Source organism: Dyella kyungheensis, from assembly GCF_016905005.1.
GTDB lineage: Bacteria > Pseudomonadota > Gammaproteobacteria > Xanthomonadales > Rhodanobacteraceae > Dyella > Dyella kyungheensis.
The window spans coordinates 712327-733595 of the sequence record NZ_JADIKC010000003.1; the positions used below are offsets into that span (position 1 = coordinate 712327).

Genomic DNA, 21269 nt, shown 5'->3' on the forward strand with positions numbered 1-21269 from the left:
TCATGGAACTGAGCACGGCGCGGCTACGCATCGATGCCCTGCACGAGGGCGACGCTGCCGCGCTGTTCCAGTACCGCGCCGATCCCGAGGTGTCCCGCTACCAGGGCTGGTGTCCGCAGACGCTGGCCGATGCGGATAGTTTCATCCGAACCCAAATGGCACTGGATAAGCCGCCGCAGTGCCGCTGGATGCAGCGCGCCATTCGCGGGCGCGACGACGGTGCGTTGATCGGCGATGTCGGCTTCTGTCTTGCCGACGGCCAGGCCGAGATCGGCATCACCCTCGCACCCTTTGCGCAGGGGCAGGGCTACGCCCGCGAGGCGCTGAAGGCCCTGTTTCACGAGCTGTTCGGCAATCTGGACGTCCATCGCATCCATGCGTCGGTCGACCCGCGCAACGCCCCGAGCGTGGCCTTGCTGAAGGCGCTCGGCATGCGCCAGGAGGCTCATTTCCGCGAGAGCCTGCGCTTTCGCGGCGAATGGGTGGACGACCTGGTGTTTGCCGTGCTGGCCCGCGAATGGCGGGATTTTGCGGGAAACGGCGCAGGATTTGCTGCATCGCGCTAAGCTGTGGCGGTTCTCCCGCAGACGATCGAGCCTCGTGTCCAGCAACTCCTTCGGCAAACTGTTCACTGTCACCACGTTCGGCGAAAGCCATGGTCCGGCCATCGGCTGCGTCATCGACGGATGCCCGCCGGGCCTGTCGATTGCCGAGGAGGAATTCCGCACCGATCTCGACCGTCGCGCGACCGGCAAGAGTCGCCACACTTCGCAGCGCCGTGAGGCGGACGAAGTGGAAATCCTCTCGGGCGTGTACGAGGGCAAGACCACCGGCACGCCGATCGCGTTGCTGATCCGCAACACGGACCAGCGCAGCAAGGACTACGGCGACATCGCCCAGACCTTCCGCCCCGGCCACGCCGATTACACCTATTGGCAGAAGTACGGCATCCGCGACCCGCGTGGCGGCGGCCGTTCTTCCGCGCGCGAAACCACCATGCGCGTGGCAGCGGCGGTGATTGCGAAAAAATGGCTGGCCGAACGCTACGGCGTGCGCGTGCGCGGCTATCTCGCGCAGATCGGCGAGATCACGCCCGGCTCGTTCGACTGGAACGTGGTCGAGCAGAATCCGTTCTTCTGGCCGGATGCGCACGAAGTGTCCACGCTGGAGTCGTACATGGATGCGCTGCGCAAATCCGGCGATTCGGTGGGCGCGCGCGTGAACGTGGTGGCCGACGGCGTGCCGCCAGGCTGGGGCGAGCCGATCTACGGCAAGCTCGATGGCGATCTCGCTGCCGCGCTGATGTCGATCAACGCGGTGAAAGGCGTGGAGATCGGCGATGGCTTCGGCGTGGTGGCGCAACACGGCAGCCAGCATCGCGACGAAATGGCGATCGACGGTTTTGCGTCCAATCATGCCGGCGGCATTCTCGGCGGCATCAGCACGGGGCAGGCGATTCTCGCCTCGATGGCGCTCAAGCCGACCTCGAGCATCCTCATTCCCGGCCACAGCGTGAACCTGGCAGGCGAACCGGTGGACGTGGTGACCAAGGGCCGCCATGACCCCTGCGTCGGCATCCGTGCCACGCCCATCGCCGAGGCGATGATGGCGCTGGTGTTGATGGATCACGCGCTGCGCCACCGCGCGCAGTGCGGCGACGTGGGCGAGATGCTGCCCCGTATCCCCTGAGTCCGGCCGGCCCGTTGACGGGCCAGGCCTTGAACGAACAAGTAGACGTTGATGACCGCCAAACCGAAAGTCTGGGTATCGCGCCCGTTGTTTCCCGATGTGCTGGCCCGCCTGGCCGAGTACTTCGACGTGGACGCGGAAGCAGTGGAGCATCGCCACTCGGCGGAACGGCTCAAGCGCAAGCTGGCCGGCGTCGACGGTGCGGTGGTGGGGCTGGCCGACCGCATCGATGCCGCCGTGCTCGAAGGCAATACGCGCCTGAAGGTCGTCGCCAACCTCGGCGTGGGCTACAACAATCTCGATCTCGAGGCGCTCACCCGCGCCGGCATCGTGGCCAGCAATACGCCGGACGTGCTCAACGAGAGCGTGGCCGATTACGCCTGGGCGTTGATGCTCGCCGCCGCCCGTCGCGTCAGCGCCGCCGAGCGCTGGTTGCGGGCAGGGCAGTGGCCGGGCAGCAACATGCGCTTCGACGACTGGCTGGGCTTGCCCGTGCACGGCCGCACGCTGGGTATCCTCGGCATGGGCCGCATCGGGCAGGGCATTGCGCGGCGCGCGGCCGGTTTCGACATGCGTGTGCTCTATCACAACCGCTCGCGCCTGCCCGAGATGGTCGAGCGCGAATGCCAGGCCACCCTGGTCAGCAAGGACGAGTTGTTGCGCCAGGTCGATTACCTGGTGCTGGTGCTGCCGTTCACGCCGGAGAACCGGCATGCCATCGGCGCGCCGGAGCTGGCCCGGATGAAGCCTTCCGCCGTGCTGGTGAACATCGCCCGTGGCGGCATCGTCGACGACGCGGCGCTGGCCGTAGCCCTTCGCGAAGGTAAGCTGGCCGCGGCCGGACTGGATGTGTTCGAGGGCGAGCCGGCCGTGCATGCGGAGCTGCTGGCGCTCGACAACGCCGTGCTCAGCCCGCATATCGCCAGCGCCAGCGAAGAAACCCGCCGTGCGATGGCCAACCTGGCGGCGGACAATGTGATCGCAGCGCTTGGCTTCGGCGAGGGGGCGGGAAAACCGCCGACCGCGCTCAATCCGGCGGTTTTGGCACGCGGGTCTGCCCATAAAGCGTGATGACATTCACGCCCGCGCGTGTCGCAGGTTGTTTTGCGCGCCGCCCCGGCTAGATTTCCGCTAACGCGGAGATCGGGACGGTTTTCCGATTCCTCCTACCTGATTACGGAACATGAGCAAGAAGAGCAGCTACAAGGTGGCAATGGTCGGCGCCACCGGCGCCGTGGGCGAGACCCTGCTGGCGATCCTGGCCGAGCGCGAATTTCCGATCAGCGAGCTGGTGCCGCTGGCCAGCGAGCGTTCCGCGGGCGAGAAAATCAGCTTCGACGGCAAACAGATCACCGTGCGCAACCTTGCCGACTACGATTTCGACGGCGTCGACATCGCCTTCTTCTCGGCCGGCGGCTCGGTCAGCCGCGAGCATGCGCCGCGTGCTGCCGCCGCTGGCGCCGTGGTGATCGACAACACCTCCGAGTACCGCTACCAGGACGACATCCCGCTGGTGGTGAGCGAGGTGAACCCGCACGCCATCGCTGACTACACCACGCGCGGCATCATCGCCAATCCCAATTGCTCGACCATGCAGATGCTGGTTGCGCTGGCGCCGATCCATCGCGCGGTGGGCATCGAGCGCATCAACGTGGCGACCTACCAGTCGGTCTCCGGCGCCGGTCGCAGCGGCATGGAAGAACTGGGCAAGCAGACCTCGGCGCTGCTCAGCTTCCAGGAAGTGGAAACCAAGAAATTCCCCAAGCAGATCGCCTTCAACGTGATTCCGCACATCGACGACTTCCAGCCCAACGGCTACACCAAGGAAGAAATGAAGATGGTGTGGGAGACGCGCAAGATCCTCGAAGACCGCACCATCCAGGTGAACCCCACCGCGGTGCGCGTGCCGGTGTTCTACGGCCATGCCGAGGCGGTGCACATCGAGACGCGCGAGAAGATCAGCGCCGAGCAGGCGCGTGAGCTGCTGGAACGCGCCGACGGCGTGGTGGTGATGGACGAGCGCAAGGCGGGCGGCTATCCCACGCCGGTGGGCGACGCCGCCGGGCAGGACCCGGTATTCGTGGGCCGCATCCGCGAGGACATCTCGCACGAGCGCGGCCTGGACATGTGGATCGTGGCGGACAACATCCGCAAGGGTGCGGCGCTCAACGCCGTTCAAATCGCAGAACTTCTGATCGAGGACTACCTGTAATGAAGCATGTGCTGACCGGGTTGGTGATGTGTGCTTTGGTGTTCGCTGCTCCTGCCCGGGCGGCACAGCCGTCGACGTCGCCTGCCGCGCAGGCCAACGACCAGAAACAGGTCGACCAGGCCATCGAGAAGCAGCAGGCCACGCTCAAGCAGCTGCAGAGCGAGGTAGCGCGGGAGGAAACCAAGTCCCACGACAACGACGCCAAGCTCAAGCAGCAGGACCAGGCCATCGCCGAGCTGCAGGCCCAGCTGAAGGCCGCCAACGCGGCGCCCAAGGCGACCGGGCATTGAGACAGGCGGCGTCCCCCTGGGGCGCCGTCCAATGAGAACAAACGCCAGCAACATGCTGTAAATACAGATCAACGCTATTGTTGATTGGCTTGTATCTAACTAAAGTGACGCCTCGTTGCAGGCGCTGCCGTTTTTCGGCATGCCCATAAGAAAACGTCACGGGGTCGTTCGGGGGAAACACGATGAATCGTTCGTTGAAGCTGTCGATGCTGCTGGCGCTCGCCCTCGGCAGTAGCCAGGCAGCCGCGCTGGAACTGGGTCAGATCCAGGTGAAATCGGCCCTCGGGCAGCCGCTGCTGGCCGAAATTCCGCTCAATCCCGCCAACGCGGCCGAGCTGGAGAATCTGACCGCCCGGCTCGCTTCCTCCGAGGATGCGGCCCAGGCGGGCGTCGCCGCCGGTCCCACGGTCCCCCTTTCGTTCGCGGTGGTGGATGGCGCCAACGGCAAGAAGGTGATCCGCATCACCAGTGCCGCCCCGGTCAACGACCCCTATCTCGACCTGCTGGTCGAGGTGAACAACGCCTCGGGCAAGAGCCTGCGCGAGTTCACCATCCTGCTCGATCCGCCGGGCAGCGCCGTCAGCAGCGTGCCGGCGACGCGTGCGCCCACGCAGTCCAGCAAGCCGTCCCGTCGTGCCGCGGCCACCCCGCCGGCTGCGACGACTAGCACCGAATCCACGGCCGCCGCGCCTGCTCCCGCTGCCGAAGCCAAGCCGGCCAGGCCCGCGCCGGCACCGCGCGCGGCTGCCGGTGGCACCCTCACGGTGGAGAGCGGCCAGACCCTGTCCGCCATCGCGCATGAGACCGCGCCGGCCGGTGTGGACATGAACCAGATGCTGGTGGCGCTGAAGACCGCCAATCCGGATGCGTTCTACCGCGACAACATCAACGCCCTGAAGAGCGGCGCCGTGTTGCGCGTGCCCTCCAAGGACGACGCGCTGGCGATGACCTCGGCCGCCGCGGTGGCCGAAGTCCGTCGCCAGAACAGCGACTGGCGCTCGGGCGCCGCCCGCACGCCGACCACGGTCGCCGACGCCGGCACGCGCGCCAACGCCAGCTCCGCCCCGAGCACTGGTGGCGCCGCCGGCGATCACCTGGCCCTGGTCCCCGCGAAGGAAGGCTCCGACAACGCAGCCGGCCGCGGTGGCAAGGGCGACAAGGCCGCTGCCGAGAAGGGCATGGCGGCATTGCACCAGGACCTCCTGCGCAGCCAGGAAGCCCTCACTTCGCTGACCAAGCAGGGTGACGAGCTCAAGTCGCGCCTGAAAGACCTGGAAGACATCAACAGCAAGAACGAGCGCCTGTTGTCTCTCAAGGACAACGAGATTGCCGAGCTGCAGCACAAGCTCGCCGATGCCCGCAAGGCCAGCGGCCAGCCGGCTGCAGCGACCTCCGCGCCCGCCAAGGCGGCCTCGGTGAAGTCCGCCGAAGCCGAGACGGTGGTCAAGGCGAACGAGCCGGCCACGCTCGCGGCGCCTGCGACCGCCGCTGCCATGCCGGCAGCAAGCGCCAGTGCGCCGGCCCACGCCAGTTCCACACCGGCCGTCGCAGCCAAGCCCACGCCTGCCAAGCCGGCGGTCAAGGCGGCAGCGAAGCCTGCTCCGGCGACGGAAGACGAGCCGTGGTTCATGCAGACATGGGCCTGGGGTGCCGGCGCAGGCGTGATCGTGCTCGGCCTGCTGGCCGCCCTGCGTGGTCGCAGCCGCAAGACGGCGGAGCCGGCCGCAGCGAGCGCTTCGTCGCTGGCCGACCGCTTCGGCACGATTCCCCATGGCGGCACCGGCAGTCCCGATCCCGACCAGGACGAACTGCTCGACCAGCTGGCCGAACATCCGGACGACATTGGCCTGCATCTGGAGCTGGTGAGCCTGTACTACAGCCGTCGCGACGTCGATCACTTCGAGGCCGCCGCGGAAGCCATGCACGCCCATATCACCGACGAGCAGCAGCCGGAGTGGGTGGACGTACTGCACATGGGCGAAGACCTGGTGCCGGAACACCCGCTGTTTTCCCACGGCTTCGTGGCCACCCGCGACCATGGCGACGAGGGCCATGAGGCGCTGGACCAGTTCGACCTGGGCAGCTACGCCAAGGATCACGACGAGATCCCGCCGATTCCCGCACCCGCGGCGCAGCAAGCGCCGAAGGTCAGCGGCTATCACTTCGACTTCGACCTGACCCCGCGTCCGGTGCCGGCTCCGGCCAGCGCACCGGCGGCGACCGCGAAGGAAGAAGAGATCGATACGCTTGCCTCGAGCTGGCATTTCGACGAGCCGGAAGCCGAGGAAGCAGTGCAAGGGCAGCCCGTGCACAGCTTCGATCACGGCCTCAACCACGACGCCGAACCCGACCTGAGCCACGACCTGGGCGGCCACTTCACCGACGATCCGGTGGACACCAAGCTCGACCTGGCCCGCGCCTACCTCGACATGGGCGATCCGGATGGCGCACAGGCCATGCTGGAAGAAGTGATGCACGAAGGCACGCAGATGCAGAAGGATGTGGCCAAGCGCTTGCTTGAAAGCATTCGGTGATGCACGGTGAAGCTGCTCGCCGTTGGCGGGCGGTGAAGCCGGCGGCTGTGCCGCCTGTAAAGGGTAAATAGAGTAGAGCGGCGCCTTTGGGGCGCCGTTTTGCTTTTTCCATTTACTATTCACTCTTTACCCCTTACTGCTCTCTAATGCGCATCGCTCTAGGCATCGAATACGACGGCACCGAGTTTTCCGGGTGGCAGCGGCTGACCCACGGCGAGACCGTGCAGGGCGCACTGGAACGGGCACTGTCGTTCGTGGCGGCGCACCCGGTGGAAGTGACCTGCGCCGGCCGCACCGATGCCGGCGTGCACGGCCGTTGCCAGGTGGTCCATTTCGACACCGAGGTGGAGCGCGACATGCGTGGCTGGACGCTGGGTGCATCGTCCAACCTGCCGAGCACGGTGGCGGTGTTGTGGGCGCAGCGGGTCGATCCGACCTTCCATGCACGCTTCTCCGCGCGCAGCCGCCGCTATCGCTACCGCATCCTCAATCGCCAGGTACGCGCGGCGCTGGACGCGCGCTACGTCACCTGGGAACGGCTGCCGCTGGATGCCGGGCGCATGCATGAGGCCGCACAGGCGTTGGTCGGCGAGCACGACTTCACCGCATTTCGTGCCATCTCCTGCCAGGCCGCGCACGCGCGCCGCCAGATGCTTGCGCTGAGCGTGCGACGCGAAGACGAGCAGGTCATCGTCGAGATCGAGGCCAATGCGTTCCTGCATCACATGGTGCGCAACATCGTCGGTTCGCTGCTGCCGATCGGGCGCGGCGAACAGCCGGTGCGCTGGATGCGCGAACTGCTCGAGGGATGCAACCGCGAAGTCGCCGGTCCCACCGCGCCCGCATCGGGACTCACCTTTCTCGGTCCGCGCTACGAAGCCCAGTGGGGCTTGCCGGCGGAGGTGACGCAATGACGCGGATTAAATGCTGCGGCATGACCCGCATCGACGATGCCTTGCTCGCGGCGCAGCTTGGCGCCGACGCCATCGGCGTGGTGCTGACGGCGCGCAGCAAGCGGCGCGTCACCATCGAACAGGCCCAGGCCATCGTGCGCGCCTTGCCGCCCTTCGTGACCTCGGTGACGCTGTTCATGGACGACGACGCCGCGTTCGTTCGCGAAGCGATCGAGGCGATCCAGCCAGACCTCGTGCAATTCCACGGCGCCGAGTCCGACGACTGGTGCGCGCAATTCGGTCGTCGTTATCTCAAGGCCATCGCCATGGGCGAGGGCGCTGCGGCGCTGCCCAGCCTGCATCGTTATCCCGGTGCCGCGGGACTGCTGCTGGATGGTCACGGTCTGGGCGAAGCGGGCGGCAGCGGCAAGGCGTTCGACTGGTCGCTGATGCCGCGCGAGCTGAGCCAGCCCCTGATCCTTGCCGGCGGTCTCACGCCTGCCAATGTCGCCGAGGCCATTCGCATCGCCCATCCGTGGGGTGTCGACGTGGCCAGCGGCATCGAGTCGGCGCCCGGCATCAAGGATGCGCACAAGCTGGTGGATTTCATCGCGACCGTTCGTCGGATGGACAATCAGAGCCGGTAACCGCTGCTAGCATGGCTGTTGGACTATCCGCCCAGGTTTCGCATGCCCGCCCCGATGGAAGCATTCCGCTATGAAGGCCAGGCCGATGCGCTGGACAGCATCGTCGGCGGCGATCGACCGGTCGTCATTCGTGGGCTGGTAAAGCACTGGCCGCTGGTCAAGGCAGCCGGCGAATCGGACCAGGCTTTCGCCGCGCAACTGATCGCGGCGGACAACGGAACGCCGGTGGACGCGCTGCTGATGCCGCCGGAAGCGGAAGGGATCGTGGGCTATCGCGGCGATGCGGAGGCCTTCAATTTCACCCATCACCGCGCATCGGTCACGCAAGCACTGCAGCGCCTGCTGCAATTTGCCGATGCCGCGGACGCGCCGGGTATCGCGCTGCAGAGCGCGCCCATCGCCAGTTGTCTGCCGCGCCTGCTCGACCATCACCGCTTGCCGCTGCTCGATCCGGCGGTGACGCCGCGCCTGTGGATCGGCAACCGCGTCACCACGCCTGCGCATTTCGACGAGTACCGCAACATCGCCTGCGTGGTCTGCGGCGTGCGCCGTTTCACGCTGTTTCCGCCGGAGCAGGTGCGCAACCTCTACATCGGTCCACTGGACTTCGCGCCCACCGGTGCGGCCATCAGCATGGCGCGGCTGGATCGACTGGACGATCCGCGGTATCCACGCCTGCGCGAAGCCATGCGGCACGCGCTGGTGGCGGAGCTGGAACCGGGCGATGCCATCTACATCCCGCCGATGTGGTGGCATCACGTCGCCTCGCTCGGCAAGCTCAACGCACTGGTGAATTACTGGTGGATGCCGGCGCATGGCAGCGGACTGGCACCCAACACGCGCCTGGGCGGCCTGTTGCATTGCATCCTGTTGTTCAAGTCGCTGCCGCCTGCGGAACGCGCGGCGTGGCGCGAACTGCTCGACCATTACGTATTCGGCGACGAAGATCCTGCCGCGCACATTCCCGCACATCGTCGCGGCTGGCTGGGGGAACTCGACGAGGAACAGTCGCGCAAGTTGCTGGAGCGCATTCGCCAGTATCTGTGAGCTTGCGGAACGCGGATTTTTGCTCGTCATTCCGGCGCAGGCCGGAATCCAGTAGCGAGCGCTTACGGTTCTCGCGAAGAGCCCTGGAAGATCGCGACAAACGCGCCTCATCGCTACTGGATTCCGGCCTGCGCCGGAATGACGGGTAGGAGAGGTTTGCGCCGAAAGCCCGCCACACTTTTCCACAACCCATGTGGATGCATGTCGGCAAAGCTTGTGGACAAGTGTGCTATCTCGTTGACGACAAAGACGTGGTGACGCGTTGATGCGAGTTTGCGCATCGCTTCCCTCGTCGGCGCGCAGGTTTTCCACAGCGCATGTGGATGCCTGCGGGAAAAGCTTGTGGATAGGTGGGCTATCTCACTGACGCGAAAGAACTCGGCACGCATTGATGCGCAAATGCGCAGCGTGCATCAGTTGCCTTGTTCGGCGAAGGCGGCCTTCAGCCATTCGGCGAGCGGTGCGACCCGCGCATCGGAGACGCGGGCGGAGGTGACCAGCACCCACTGCGCGCGCACTTCGTGGAATCCCCACGGCGCGACCAGACGTCCCGAGGCCAGATCGCCCGCGACCAATTGTGCGGGCGCGATGGCCAGCCCGCGTCCCGCTACGGCGGCTTCGATCATGTGATAGAGGTGCGGATAGCCTTGTCCCAGCGTCAGTTGCCCGGCCGGCAGGCCCACGCTTTGTGCCCAATGGTCCCAGGCCTCCGGACGCGATTGCGTATGCAGCAGCATCTGCTCCTGCACGGCCTGTGGGCGATTGCGTGCGAATCGATGGGCCTTGGCGAAACTCGGGCTCGCCACCGGGCCGATGCGCTCGCTCGCCAGCGGCGTCACCTGCCAGCCGGCCGGCCACGGCGGCTCGCCCGCCATGATCGCCGCATCGAGCCCGCCTAGCGTTTCGTCGAAGCTGGTTTCCTGCGGGCGCAGATGTAGGTCCAGGTCGGGCAGCTCGTCCATCAGGCGTTCGAGGCGGGGAATCATCCAGCGCGCCAGCAGGCTCACCGGACAGCCCAGCACAAAAGGCGCATGGGCCGTGGTGACGCGCAGCTCGTCGCAGGTGTCGCGCAACTGGGCGAATGCCGCGGTGCTGGTGTCGCGCAGGCGCTGTCCCGCGGGCGTCAGCACCAGGCCGCGTCCCTGGCGCTGGAACAGCGAGGTGTGCAGGTCCTCTTCCAGGGCGCGAATGTGCCGGCTCACCGCGCCGTGGGTGACGTGCAGCTCGACTGCCGCACGGCTCACGCTGCCCAGGCGGGCGGCCGCCTCGAAGGCGAGCAGGGCATTCAGCGAGGGCAGGCTGCGGCTCATGGAACCTGTGACTTTTTCTGACAGATGCAGGCCATCATATCGCTTTTTGCCGCTGGCGCTTTCGGGTAGTTTGTGCGGTGTCTTTTGTGACTTTCCCGAGTGCCATCCATGAGCAAGATCGACTTCAGCGCTTACCCCGACGAGCACGGGCGCTTCGGCAATTACGGCGGCAGCTACGTCGCCGAAACCCTGATGGCGCCACTGGCCGAACTCACCGAGGCCTATCTGCGCCTGCGCAAGGATCCGGAGTTCATCGCCGAGCTGGATCGCGACCTGAAGTACTACGTGGGCCGCCCCAGTCCGGTGTATTACGCCGAGCGGCTGAGCCAGCACGTGGGCGGCGCGCGCATCCTGCTCAAGCGCGAGGACCTCAATCACACCGGCGCGCACAAGATCAACAACACCATCGGCCAGGCGCTGGTGGCCAAGCGCATGGGCAAGCCGCGCATCATCGCCGAGACCGGCGCGGGTCAGCACGGTGTGGCCAGCGCCACGGTCGCGGCGCGCTTCGGCCTCAAGTGCGTGGTGTACATGGGCGCGGTGGACATCGAGCGGCAGAAGATCAACGTCTACCGCATGAAGCTGCTCGGCGCTGAAGTCGTGCCGGTGACGTCCGGTTCGAAGACGCTCAAGGACGCGCTCAACGAAGCGATGCGCGACTGGGTCACCAACGTGGCCGACACCTTCTACATCATCGGCACGGTGGCTGGACCGCATCCGTATCCGCTGATGGTGCGCGACTTCAACGCGATCGTGGGTCGCGAGGCGCGCGAGCAGGTGCTGGAGCAGTTCGGCCGATTGCCGGATGTGCTCACGGCCTGCGTCGGCGGCGGTTCGAACGCGATCGGCTTGTTCCACGCGTTTCTCAACGACGAAGGCGTGCGCATCGTCGGCGCGGAAGCGGCGGGCGAGGGCATTGCGACCGGACATCACGCCGCCTCGCTGGCTGCCGGTCGCCCCGGTGTACTGCACGGCAATCGCACCTATGTGCTGTGCGACGACAACGGGCAGATCACCGAGACGCATTCGGTGTCCGCAGGACTCGACTATCCCGGCGTGGGTCCCGAACACGCGTTCCTGAAAGATGCCGGCCGCGCGGAATACGTCGGCGTCACCGACGACGAAGCATTGGAGGCATTCCATCTGCTGGCGCGCACCGAAGGCATTCTCGCGGCGCTGGAATCGAGCCATGCGGTGGCGCAGGCGATCAAGTTGGCGCGTGAATATCCGAAGGATGGCCTGGTGCTGTGCAACCTGTCCGGCCGCGGCGACAAGGACGTACATACGATTGCCGCCCGCGAAGGAGTGCAGGTATGAGCCGCATCGACCGCCGTTTCGCCCAGCTCAAAGCGGATAACCGAACCGGCTTGATTCCGTTCGTCACCGCGGGCGATCCCTCTCCGCCACACGCCGTGGCCTTGATGCACGCGCTGGTGGACGCCGGCGCCGACGTGATCGAACTCGGCGTGCCGTTTTCCGATCCCATGGCCGATGGCCCGGTGATCCAGCACGCCAGCGAGCGCGCCATCGAAAAGGGCGTGGGACTGGCCGATGTGCTGGGCTGGGTCGCCGCGTTCCGCCAGCGAGACGCCGACACGCCGATCGTCCTGATGGGTTATCTCAACCCCATCGAAATCCACGGCTACGAGCGCTTCGCCAGCGAGGCCGTGCAGGCCGGCGTGGATGGCGTGCTGGTGGTGGATTGCCCGCTGGAGGAATCGGCGGTGCTCGAGCCGTTGCGCAAGGCCGGCCTGCAGCAGATCCTGCTGGCGGCGCCGACCACCGCACCCGTGCGTATGGTGCAGTTGTGCGGGTCCGCCCAGGGTTTCCTGTACTATGTCTCGTTCGCCGGCATCACGGGCGCGGCACGATTGAGCACTGGCGACATCGCCGCCCGCGTGGCCGAGATCCGGTCGAAATCCAAAGCGCCGGTGGCCGTGGGCTTCGGCGTACGCGATGCGCAATCGGCCAAGGCCATTGCGGGCTTCGCGGATGCGGTGGTGATCGGCAGCGCGCTGGTGGAACGGCTGGCCGGTGCGGAAAGTGTCGACGACATCACCGCGCGGGCGAAGGAGTTCCTGGCGCCCATCCGCGCCGCGCTGGATGCGCATTGAGGACACGCTGCGTTCGTGACGCGGCGTCGCGTCATGAACGTTTGAGGTGTTGCGATGAACTGGCTCCAGAAAATCATGACTCCGCGTGCTCGCACCGAAGCCACCGGCAACGCCGGCAAGGGCAAGGTGCCGGAAGGCGTGTGGGAGAAGTGCGGTGGCTGCGGCACGGTGCTCTACCGTCCGGAGCTCGAGCGCAACCTGATGGTCTGCCCCAAGTGTGGTCACCACCACACCATCGAGGCGCGCCTGCGCCTTGACGCGTTGCTCGATCCGGGCTCGGCGCAGGAGCACTGGGCCAGCATGGAGCCGAGCGATCCGCTGAAGTTCCGCGACACCAAGAAGTACCGCGACCGCATCATCGCGTCGCAGAAGGCCACCGGCGAGAAAGACGCGCTGATCGCCATGAGTGGTCGCCTCAAGGGCCGTCCGCTGATGGCCGTGGCGTTCGAGTTCAGCTTCATGGGCGGTTCGATGGGCTCGGTGGTGGGCGAGAAGTTCACCCGCGCCGCCGAACGCGCGCTGGCCGAACGCAGTGCCCTCGTGTGCTTCTCCGCCACCGGCGGCGCGCGCATGCAGGAATCGTTGTTCTCGCTGATGCAGATGGCCAAGACCTCGGCCGCGTTGGCACGCATGCGCGATGCCGGCGTGCCGTACATCAGCGTGCTCACGCATCCGACCACGGGCGGCGTGTCGGCGAGCCTGGGCATGCTGGGCGACATCAACGTGGCCGAGCCCAAGGCCCTGATCGGTTTTGCCGGCCCGCGCGTGATCGAGCAGACCGTGCGCGAGACGCTGCCCGAAGGCTTCCAGCGATCGGAATTCCTGCTGGAGCACGGCGCCATCGATCTGATCGTCGACCGCCGCGAAATGCGCGACAAGCTGGCCGACCTGCTCGGCATCCTGATGAAGGCGCCGCGCGTCGCGTAAGCGCTTCACTGCATCGTCGAAAAAAACAGCGCCCTGAGAGGCGCTGTTTTTTTATGTGCGACGCAGCCCCCTGTAGGAGCGCACCCTGTGCGCGACCGTCCAGCGCGCAGAGTCAGCGTTTGCCGCATCGTTCATGCCTGAGGCTGCTTGTGTCGCGCACAGGGTGCGCTCCTACAGGTGCTGATTGCGAAGGTTTTCCACAGCGCACGTGGATAGCTACTGCATAAGCCTGTGGACAACCCTCTTATCCCTCTTTGCCGACAACGGTTTGCGACACCGTGCTGATCTTTTGCTCATCACCACCGATGTTTTCCACAGCAATTGTGGATGTCGCTCGGGCAAACCTGTGGACAAGCACTGCAACTGATTGCTGTGCAAGGCGATCACTACGCGCTGATGAAGAAATGACCAGTGTGTTCGAAGCGTCGCGCGATGGTTTTCCACAGCAAATGTGGATGCAGGCGGGGGAAGCCTGTGGATAGGTTGCCTATCTCACTGATGCCAAAGCGATGGCGACGCACTGATGCGCAAATGCGCAGCGTCACGCCACCAGCATATGCAACGGCAGCAACCACAACGACAAGGCACCGATCGCGCTGCCGATCACCGTGGCCGCAATCACGTCGCTCGGATAGTGCAATCCAAGGATCACGCGCGATGCACCCACCAGGGCGGTGAAGGTCAGCAGCAGCGGTGCGAGCAACGGATACCAGGCCAGCGCGACGATGGTGAAGCTCACTGCCTGCAGCGTGTGGCCGGACGGGAAACTGAACTCGTCCAGCGGCGGCACGTGGGCGATCACTCCCGGGCACGCGCGGAACGGGCGAGGACGACGGGTCCAGCGTTTCAGCAGGCGGTAGAGCAGGAGCGCGGTGAGGCCGGTGATGGCCATCTGTGCAGCGGCGAGCAGGCCGCGGCGTCCGTCGAGCAACGCGAGCACGGCCATCAGCGAATACCAGAACACGCCATCGCCGAGCCGGCTGATGATGCCGAAGAACACGCCGACGGCGCGGCGGGTGCCCCAGCGGTTTGCCGCCACGCACATGCGGCGGTCGATGGCGAATCGCGGGCCTGCAGGCAGCTCAGGCGTGTGCAGCGGTGGCATGGTGCTCATGCGCGTTCTCCTTAGCCAGCTCAGCCAAAAGGTGCTCGAACTCGTTGATGACGGCAGCGGGTGAGAGATTGGCGATGCTCGCGTGCGCGGCGCGTCCCATGTGCCGGATCAGGCTGGCGTTGGAGGCGAGCATCACCGTCGATTCGATGAAGCTGCGCTCGTTGCCGGCATCGATGCGGTAACCGTTCTGGCCGGTGTGCAGGTGCTCGCGTGCAGCGCCTTCCTCATAGGCCACCACCGGCAGTCCGGAAGCGAGGGCTTCGAGAATCACGTTGCCGAAGGTTTCGCTGAGGCTGGGAAACGGGAACAGGTCGGCGCTGGCGTAGTGCCGGGACAAGGCATCGCCGCGTTGCATGCCGGCAAAGATGAAGTCCGGATGGGCTTCCTGCAGCGCGGCACGCGCCGGACCATCGCCCACCCATACGTACTTCGCTTTCGGCACCTGCTGCTGCACGGCGCGGAATGCGCGCACGGCCAGGTCGAGGTTTTTCTCAGGTGCGATGCGCCCCACGTACAGCACCACCGGCGTGTTGCCGTCGACGTTCCAGCTGTCGCGCAACTCGGCGCTGCGATGGCGCGGGTGGAACAGCTGCGTATCCACCGCGCGTCGCAGCAGGCGAGCCGTGTCCACACCCAGCGCGCTCAATTCGTTCGACAGCGCTTCCGTCGGCACCAGGGTGGCGGCGGCGCGGCGATGAAAGTTGCGCAGATAGTTGCGCACGATCGGGGTCAGGAAACCCACGCCGTAGTGGTCGGCATAGGTATCGAAACGCGTGTGGAAGCCGGTGGCGATGGGAATGCCAAGGCGCCTGGCGGCGCGTACCGCGGACCAGCCCAGCGGGCCCTCGGTGGCCACGTAGATCGCGTCGGGGCGCAGGCGCGTCCAGCGCTGGCGCAGCGTGTTGCCGGCCGGCAGGCCGAAGCGCAGGCCGGGATAGCGGGGCAGGGAGGCGCCGCGGACTTCCAGCGCGACGATGCCGGGTTCGTCCTTGAAGGACTGCTGCTGGCGGGGACGAATCAGGTCGACCGTGTGTCCTTGCGACGCCAGTCCGGCGGCGAGGCTGTGCACGGTCAATGCCACGCCGTTGATCTCGGGTGGATAGGTCTCGCTGACAATGCCGATGCGCACTGGGAAATACCGTTGGCTGGCCCGGTGCAGGTTCCTCTTTGGGCGTTGCGGGGGCGTGGCGCGTGGATGACGCCCGCATGACGGCAGCAACGGCGCGCCCGGCGCCGCTGACGCAATCACTACGTTCTTCGCGGGTACACTCGCCGGACTTGTGATTGTGGAGTCATCTCGATGAAACGCTTTTTGCTCGCTGTGATGCTTGCCGGCCTGACCGGTGTCGCCGCTGCCGCCGATGCGCCCGGGTTACCCGTGACGAAGGCGCCGGCCGGTGCCGAGGTCTACATCATTTCGCCCAAGGATGGCGCCATCGTCGGTACCGAAGTGACCGTGCAGTTCGGTCTCAAGGGCATGGGTGTGGCCCCGGCCGGGGTAAAGAAGGAAGGCACCGGCCACCATCACCTGCTGGTGGACGTGAAGAACCTGCCCGCCGCCGGCCAGCCGATTCCCAAGGACGATCAGCACATCCACTTCGGCAACGGCCAGACCGAAACCACCTTGAAGCTGGCACCGGGCAAGCACACGCTGCAGCTGGAACTGGCCGACGAGAACCATGTTCCGTTCGATCCGGCGATCGTGTCCAAGCCGATCACCATCACGGTGAAGTAAGACTCCCCAGGAACACCGACACGCCCAGGCTGGCCATCCACAGCTGGGCGTGTCCGGCCACGCGGGCGCGCACGCCGCCGTCGAGCTGCACGCGCTGGGTCACCATCCACGCCACGCCGGTACCCGCTTCGGTGCCGGCCCGTTCGCCGGCTTCGTGGACCTGGGCCAGCTCCACGTATCCGGTGACCGTCTTGTTGAAGACATGGCTTTCGTTGATCGCGAGGGTGGACTGCTTGTCCTGGCCCTTGGTCTGTTCCGCGTAGCCGCCGACGCCGTCCTGGTCGGAGAGCTGCCAGTTCACGTCCGCGCCCAGCAGATATTGCCGATGGTCGTTGCGCACCGCGCGCGCGCCGTCGGTGAACTCCACGCTGCCCAGCAGGCCCCAGGTCACCGGTGCATCGGACTTGTTCGGCGCGTACTTGAGCGCCAGCACCGTGTCGCCCCAGCCATGCCCCCCATCGCTGGCACCGTTGCCGCTGGTATGGATGGCATTGAACGGCGAAGTGCCCAGCTGCGCTTCGAACGGACCGCCCAGGCCCAGCCTGACCAGGCTGTCGGTGGTGTATTGCGACTGGATCTGGCCGCCGCCGAGGTTGTCCCGTGTCCAGGTGGGCAGGCCTTGCTCGATGGTGACGTCGCCCGCGTTGAGCACCACGGGCGTGAAGCCCAGGCCGGGGCGGTCATAGCCCGGGTTCGTCCCGTCCGCCAGGGCAGGGCGCGCGACAGCGACGGCCGCGAGCGCAAAAAACAGCGTGGTTGGCCAAATATGCATTCGCCACCGGTTCTTGTTTCCGTATCGGTTAAAATTCCGCACTTCTCTCTTGTCCCCGTCCAAGCAGCCCATGACCGTCCGCACCCGTTTTGCCCCCAGTCCCACCGGTTTCCTGCATATCGGCGGGGCCCGCACAGCCCTTTACTGCTGGCTGGAGGCTCGCCGCCGCGGTGGACAGTTCGTGCTGCGCATCGAGGATACCGACCGCGAGCGCTCCACCGAGGAAGCCGTGCAGGCCATTCTCGATGGCATGAACTGGCTCGGGCTGACGCACGATGAAGGTCCGGTTTACCAGACGGCACGCCTCGAGCGCTACAAGCAGGTGGCCGACGAGCTGCTGAAGGCCGGCCTGGCGTACTACGCGTACGAGTCCAAGGACGAGATCGAAGCGATGCGCGAAGCCGCCTATGCCAAGGGCGAGAAGCCCCGCTACAACGGCTATTACCGCGACCGCAACGAGCCCTATCGCGACGATCCGAACCGCGTGATGCGCTTCAAGAATCCGCTGGAAGGCACGGTGGTGTTCGAGGACAAGGTGAAGGGCCGCATCGAGTGGGCGAACGCCGAACTCGACGACCTGGTGATCTTCCGTTCCGACGGTTGGCCGACCTACAACTTCGCCGTGGTGGTCGACGATATCGACATGGGCATCACCGAGGTGATCCGCGGCGACGACCATGTCAACAACACGCCGCGCCAGATCAATATCTACAAGGCGCTCGGCAAGCCGGTGCCGGAGTTCGCGCACCTGCCGATGATCCTCGGCCCGGATGGCCAGAAACTGAGCAAGCGCCACGGCGCCGTGAGCGTGATGCAGTACCGCGACGACGGCTTCCTGCCGCACGCGCTGCTCAACTACCTAGTGCGCCTGGGCTGGTCGCATGGCGACCAGGAAATCTTCTCGGCGGAAGAAATGATCCAGCTGTTCGACGTGTCCGATGTCAACAAGGCCGCCTCGCGTTTCGACGTGACCAAGCTGTCGTGGCTCAACCAGCATTACCTGAAGACGGAAGAGCCTTCGCTGATTGCGCCGGAGTTCGAGTGGCACCTCACCCAGGCCGGCATCGACTTCAGCAAGGGCCCGAACCCGGCCGACGTGATCGTGGCGTTGCGCGATCGCGTGCAGACGCTGAAGGAAATGGCCGAGCGCGCGAAGATCTGGTACGGCCCGATCGTCGAATGGGACGACAAGGCGGTCGCCAAGCATCTGCAGAACGACAGCGCCGTTGCCGTGCTCAGCGAAGCGAAGCAGCTGATCGCGGACGTCGAGTGGAAGCCCGAGCCGATCCACGGCGTGATCGAACAGATTGCCGCGAAGCTGGAGCTGGGCATGGGCAAGATCGCGCAGCCGCTGCGCGTGGCGATGACCGGCACGCAGGTATCGCCGTCGATCGATCACACCATCTACCTGGCCGGCCGCGAGATGGCGCTGCAGCGTATCGACGACGCCATCGCCAAGGCCAAGGGGTGATCGCTCCAGCCATGCGCGGACTGCGCTGAACCGGCATGGACGAACTGCTCGCCAAAGCCACCCAAGGCGTCGACGTGGATTCGCCCGACGCCTTCCTGCAGATCTTCCTGAACCTGATGGGTCTGGTCCCCTGGGCGGCGTTGTTCTGGTGGAGCGTGGTGTTCGTGGTGGTGGGCGCGTTGCTCGGGTGGTGGCGTGGCCGCACGCTGGAGGGCGTGGTGCTGGCTCTGGTGCTGGGGCCGATCGGCTGGATCGTGGTGTGGCTCAGGCCCCGCCCCAAAGCCGTGCCGCCGCCGTTGCCGCCACGGCGCTGAACCGCCACTTGCGGATGCACGCTGCAGGCCTCACGTAAGTGTCGGTGTATGATGGCTTCCGAGGTGAATTCATTGAGTCAGGCTGCCGACAAAGCGCGCACGCATCACCACCATCACCACGACGACGCGCAAAGCTTCGTTCGTGCGGTGGAGCATGCCAGTGAGGAACGTGGCCTGAGGCTCACGCCGCTGCGCAAGGAAGTGCTGGAGCTGGTGGCGGCTGCCGGCAAACCGGCGAAGGCCTACGATTTGCTCGACCAGCTGCGCGAACGCCACGGCAACGCGGCGCCGCCCACGGTGTATCGGGCGCTCGATTTCCTGCTCGAGCACGGCTTCATCCACAAGCTGGAATCGATCAACGCGTTCGTCTCCTGCCATCACCCGGCCGAGGCGCACCAGGTGCCGTTCCTGATCTGCGACAACTGCTCCAGCGCACAAGAAGTGTGCGACGAGCGGGTGGCCGAGTTGATCGAGGCCCAGGCCAAGGCCTTCGGCTTCCGTCCCCAGGCGCAGACGCTGGAAGTGCACGGTCTCTGCAAGAACTGCCGCAAGAGCTGATATCCCGCTCGGGTCTTCCTGAACGGCCCGGCGGAAGGGCTTTGCGTTCGAGACGTTACAATGTAACATACGTGAATCGGGTCACTCGCGACCCCTCTGTGCTCCGCTCCGGTCCCCCCATCCGATGGAAGCTCCCCAGCAGAACAAGAGTCGCTTGTGGTCCCTGGCTGACAGGGTCGGTGCGATTGCATCGTTCCTGTGTGCCATCCATTGCGCGGCTCTCCCGTTCGTCCTCGCCTTGCTCCCGTTCGTCGGCCTCGAATTCCTGGCCGACCATGCGTTCGAGCGCGGCTTCGTGCTGTTCGCCAGCGCGCTGGCGATAGTCAGCCTGGTCATCGGCTATCGACGTCATCACCGCCCGTTGGCGCTGTTGTTGGCATTGCCGGGTCTGGCCCTGCTGATCATGGGCGTCACCTTCGCCGAGCACTACGGCATCGCGCTGCACAGCGTGATGGTGACCTGCGGTGGTTTGCTGGTGGCCGGCGCGCACTTCGTGAACCTGCGCACGCACCGCTCGCTGCACGTGCACAGTGCCCAATGCGCGCACTGAGCATCGCGGCAGATCACGTCGTGATTGTGTAACGGGGCCGCTGATTCCTAGCATTTGCCCATGAGTTCAGCCCACGCGCATACCCACGATGATCACGATCATGACCACGCCCACGGTCATGCGCACGATCACGCGCATGCGCACGGCGGCGTCACCGGTCGTGAAAAGAAACTGATCTTCGCCTTCGTGCTCACCACCCTGATGATGGTGGTGGAGATGGTGGGCGGTGTTTTTTCCGGCTCGCTGGCACTGGTGGCAGATGGCGGCCACATGCTGATCGATGCGCTGGCATTGTTGCTCGCCATTGCAGGTGCGTGGTTTGCCCGCCGACCGGCGGACGCGCGCCGCACTTACGGTTACGGACGCCTGGAAGTCCTGGCCGGCTTCGTCAACGCACTCACCCAGTTCGTGCTGGTCGCGTTCATTGCGTACGAAGCGGTCACGCGACTGTTCGAACCCACGCACATTCTCTCCGGCCTGATGCTGGTGGTGGCCTTGATCGGCCTGGTGGTCAACGTGCTGGTGCTGAGCACGCTGCATGGGCATGCGCATGACGACGTGAATCTTGCCGGCGCCACGCTGCATGTGATCGGCGATCTGCTCGGTTCCCTGGCCGCCGTGGTGGCCGCGCTGCTGGTGCGCTGGTTGGCCTGGAACTGGGCCGATCCGGTGCTTTCCCTGCTGGTGTCGCTGCTGATCCTCAACAGCGCGTGGCGACTGTTGCGTCGTTCCTCGCACATCCTGCTGGAAGGCGTGCCGGAAGGCATGAACACCGAGGAAGTGGAAGCGGCGCTGCGTGGTGCGGATGCGTCCATCCGTGACGTGCACCATCTGCATGTCTGGCAGCTGGCCTCGGGCTCGCGCATGGCCACCCTGCATGCCGAACTGCATGAAGGCACCGGCAGCGCGCAGGCCATCCTGGCGATCAATCGCGTCCTGGCTGAACGTTTCAGCATTCAGCATGTGACCGTGCAGGTCGATTCCGGGGATTGTCCCGACGAAAAGCGCGGCTGCGCCGGCCCGGGTTGCCGCTGACTATTGCGCTTTGGGCTGTCGCTGATACGATGGTCGGCCGTATACATCCCAACGAAT

General features: G+C 65.8%; 22 protein-coding genes. 18 read left to right on the forward strand and 4 right to left on the reverse strand.

What is annotated here, in order from left to right; genetic code table 11:
- The first annotated feature begins 2 nt into the window (after nt 1-2).
- The 9 genes from ISP20_RS07910 to ISP20_RS07950 all read left to right on the forward strand — a co-directional run bounded on the left by ISP20_RS07910 (nt 3) and on the right by ISP20_RS07950 (nt 9312).
- A complete protein-coding gene (locus ISP20_RS07910) occupies nt 3-566 on the forward strand; it encodes a GNAT family N-acetyltransferase (protein ID WP_204635499.1) in 564 nt (187 codons plus the stop codon).
- 34 nt (nt 567-600) lie between these two features.
- The gene (gene aroC / locus ISP20_RS07915) at nt 601-1689 is read left to right on the forward strand and encodes a chorismate synthase (RefSeq protein WP_204635500.1); all 1089 of its coding nucleotides are present in this window, start codon (nt 601-603) and stop codon (nt 1687-1689) included.
- 51 nt (nt 1690-1740) lie between these two features.
- On the forward strand, nt 1741-2760 hold the full coding sequence (locus tag ISP20_RS07920; protein ID WP_204635501.1) for a 2-hydroxyacid dehydrogenase: 1020 nt from the start codon (nt 1741-1743) through the stop codon (nt 2758-2760).
- 112 nt (nt 2761-2872) lie between these two features.
- On the forward strand, nt 2873-3901 hold the full coding sequence (locus ISP20_RS07925; RefSeq protein WP_204635502.1) for an aspartate-semialdehyde dehydrogenase: 1029 nt from the start codon (nt 2873-2875) through the stop codon (nt 3899-3901).
- Nucleotides 3901-4191, forward strand: coding sequence for a hypothetical protein (locus ISP20_RS07930; protein WP_204635503.1), 291 nt, complete (start codon nt 3901-3903; stop codon nt 4189-4191). Before ISP20_RS07925 ends, ISP20_RS07930 begins: the two co-directional genes overlap by 1 nt.
- Before the next feature lie 182 nt (nt 4192-4373).
- Nucleotides 4374-6725, forward strand: a complete 2352-nt coding sequence (locus ISP20_RS07935) for a motility hub landmark protein FimV (protein ID WP_204635504.1) — start codon at nt 4374-4376, stop codon at nt 6723-6725.
- Nucleotides 6726-6871: 146 nt separating this feature from the next.
- Nucleotides 6872-7639, forward strand: a complete 768-nt coding sequence (gene truA / locus ISP20_RS07940; RefSeq protein ID WP_204635505.1) for a tRNA pseudouridine(38-40) synthase TruA — start codon at nt 6872-6874, stop codon at nt 7637-7639.
- A complete protein-coding gene (locus ISP20_RS07945; protein WP_204635506.1) occupies nt 7636-8265 on the forward strand; it encodes a phosphoribosylanthranilate isomerase in 630 nt (209 codons plus the stop codon). Before truA ends, ISP20_RS07945 begins: the two co-directional genes overlap by 4 nt.
- 42 nt (nt 8266-8307) lie before the next feature.
- A complete protein-coding gene (locus ISP20_RS07950; protein WP_204635507.1) occupies nt 8308-9312 on the forward strand; it encodes a cupin-like domain-containing protein in 1005 nt (334 codons plus the stop codon).
- Nucleotides 9313-9725: 413 nt separating this feature from the next.
- Here ISP20_RS07950 and ISP20_RS07955 read toward each other — a convergent pair whose 3' ends face one another.
- Nucleotides 9726-10622 carry a LysR family transcriptional regulator gene (locus ISP20_RS07955; protein ID WP_204635508.1) on the reverse strand — a complete coding sequence of 299 codons (897 nt, stop codon included), beginning with the start codon at nt 10620-10622 and terminating at the stop codon, nt 9726-9728.
- Nucleotides 10623-10730: 108 nt separating this feature from the next.
- Here ISP20_RS07955 and trpB point away from each other — a divergent pair, with 108 nt between their 5' ends.
- From trpB to accD, 3 genes are read left to right on the forward strand one after another with little or no spacing between them, the layout of a single operon-like run.
- Nucleotides 10731-11939, forward strand: coding sequence for a tryptophan synthase subunit beta (gene trpB, locus ISP20_RS07960; protein WP_204635509.1), 1209 nt, complete (start codon nt 10731-10733; stop codon nt 11937-11939).
- On the forward strand, nt 11936-12736 hold the full coding sequence (gene trpA, locus ISP20_RS07965; protein ID WP_204635510.1) for a tryptophan synthase subunit alpha: 801 nt from the start codon (nt 11936-11938) through the stop codon (nt 12734-12736). The genes trpB and trpA overlap by 4 nt, the downstream gene beginning before the upstream one ends.
- A 54-nt stretch (nt 12737-12790) precedes the next feature.
- The gene (gene accD, locus ISP20_RS07970) at nt 12791-13663 is read left to right on the forward strand and encodes an acetyl-CoA carboxylase, carboxyltransferase subunit beta (protein ID WP_204635511.1); all 873 of its coding nucleotides are present in this window, start codon (nt 12791-12793) and stop codon (nt 13661-13663) included.
- Between the two features lie 541 nt (nt 13664-14204).
- Here the strand turns inward: accD and ISP20_RS07975 are convergent.
- Both ISP20_RS07975 and ISP20_RS07980 read right to left on the reverse strand, forming a co-directional pair.
- A complete protein-coding gene (locus ISP20_RS07975; protein ID WP_204635512.1) occupies nt 14205-14777 on the reverse strand; it encodes a phosphatase PAP2 family protein in 573 nt (190 codons plus the stop codon).
- Nucleotides 14746-15906, reverse strand: coding sequence for a glycosyltransferase (locus ISP20_RS07980; protein WP_204635513.1), 1161 nt, complete (start codon nt 15904-15906; stop codon nt 14746-14748). The genes ISP20_RS07975 and ISP20_RS07980 overlap by 32 nt, the downstream gene beginning before the upstream one ends.
- Nucleotides 15907-16077: 171 nt before the next feature.
- On the opposite strand from ISP20_RS07980, the gene ISP20_RS07985 reads away from it, so the two are divergent.
- Nucleotides 16078-16512, forward strand: a complete 435-nt coding sequence (locus ISP20_RS07985) for a DUF4399 domain-containing protein (protein WP_204635514.1) — start codon at nt 16078-16080, stop codon at nt 16510-16512.
- Here the strand turns inward: ISP20_RS07985 and ISP20_RS07990 are convergent.
- Nucleotides 16499-17284: a transporter gene (locus ISP20_RS07990; RefSeq protein ID WP_204635515.1), complete on the reverse strand. Its 786-nt coding sequence runs from the start codon at nt 17282-17284 to the stop codon at nt 16499-16501. The genes ISP20_RS07985 and ISP20_RS07990 overlap by 14 nt on opposite strands.
- A gap of 70 nt (nt 17285-17354) precedes the next feature.
- On the opposite strand from ISP20_RS07990, the gene gltX reads away from it, so the two are divergent.
- The 5 genes from gltX to ISP20_RS08015 all read left to right on the forward strand — a co-directional run bounded on the left by gltX (nt 17355) and on the right by ISP20_RS08015 (nt 21212).
- A complete protein-coding gene (gene gltX, locus ISP20_RS07995) occupies nt 17355-18755 on the forward strand; it encodes a glutamate--tRNA ligase (protein ID WP_204635516.1) in 1401 nt (466 codons plus the stop codon).
- A 35-nt stretch (nt 18756-18790) separates the two neighbouring features.
- Complete coding sequence (locus tag ISP20_RS08000) at nt 18791-19069, forward strand: hypothetical protein (RefSeq protein WP_204635517.1); 279 nt, start codon at nt 18791-18793, stop codon at nt 19067-19069.
- Between the two features lie 63 nt (nt 19070-19132).
- Nucleotides 19133-19627 (forward strand): transcriptional repressor, encoded by a 495-nt coding sequence (locus ISP20_RS08005; protein WP_425490792.1) that lies wholly within the window; start codon nt 19133-19135, stop codon nt 19625-19627.
- Between the two features lie 124 nt (nt 19628-19751).
- A complete protein-coding gene (locus tag ISP20_RS08010) occupies nt 19752-20177 on the forward strand; it encodes a MerC domain-containing protein (RefSeq protein ID WP_204635519.1) in 426 nt (141 codons plus the stop codon).
- A 60-nt stretch (nt 20178-20237) separates the two neighbouring features.
- Nucleotides 20238-21212 carry a cation diffusion facilitator family transporter gene (locus ISP20_RS08015; protein WP_204635520.1) on the forward strand — a complete coding sequence of 325 codons (975 nt, stop codon included), beginning with the start codon at nt 20238-20240 and terminating at the stop codon, nt 21210-21212.
- Nucleotides 21213-21269 lie beyond the last annotated feature (57 nt).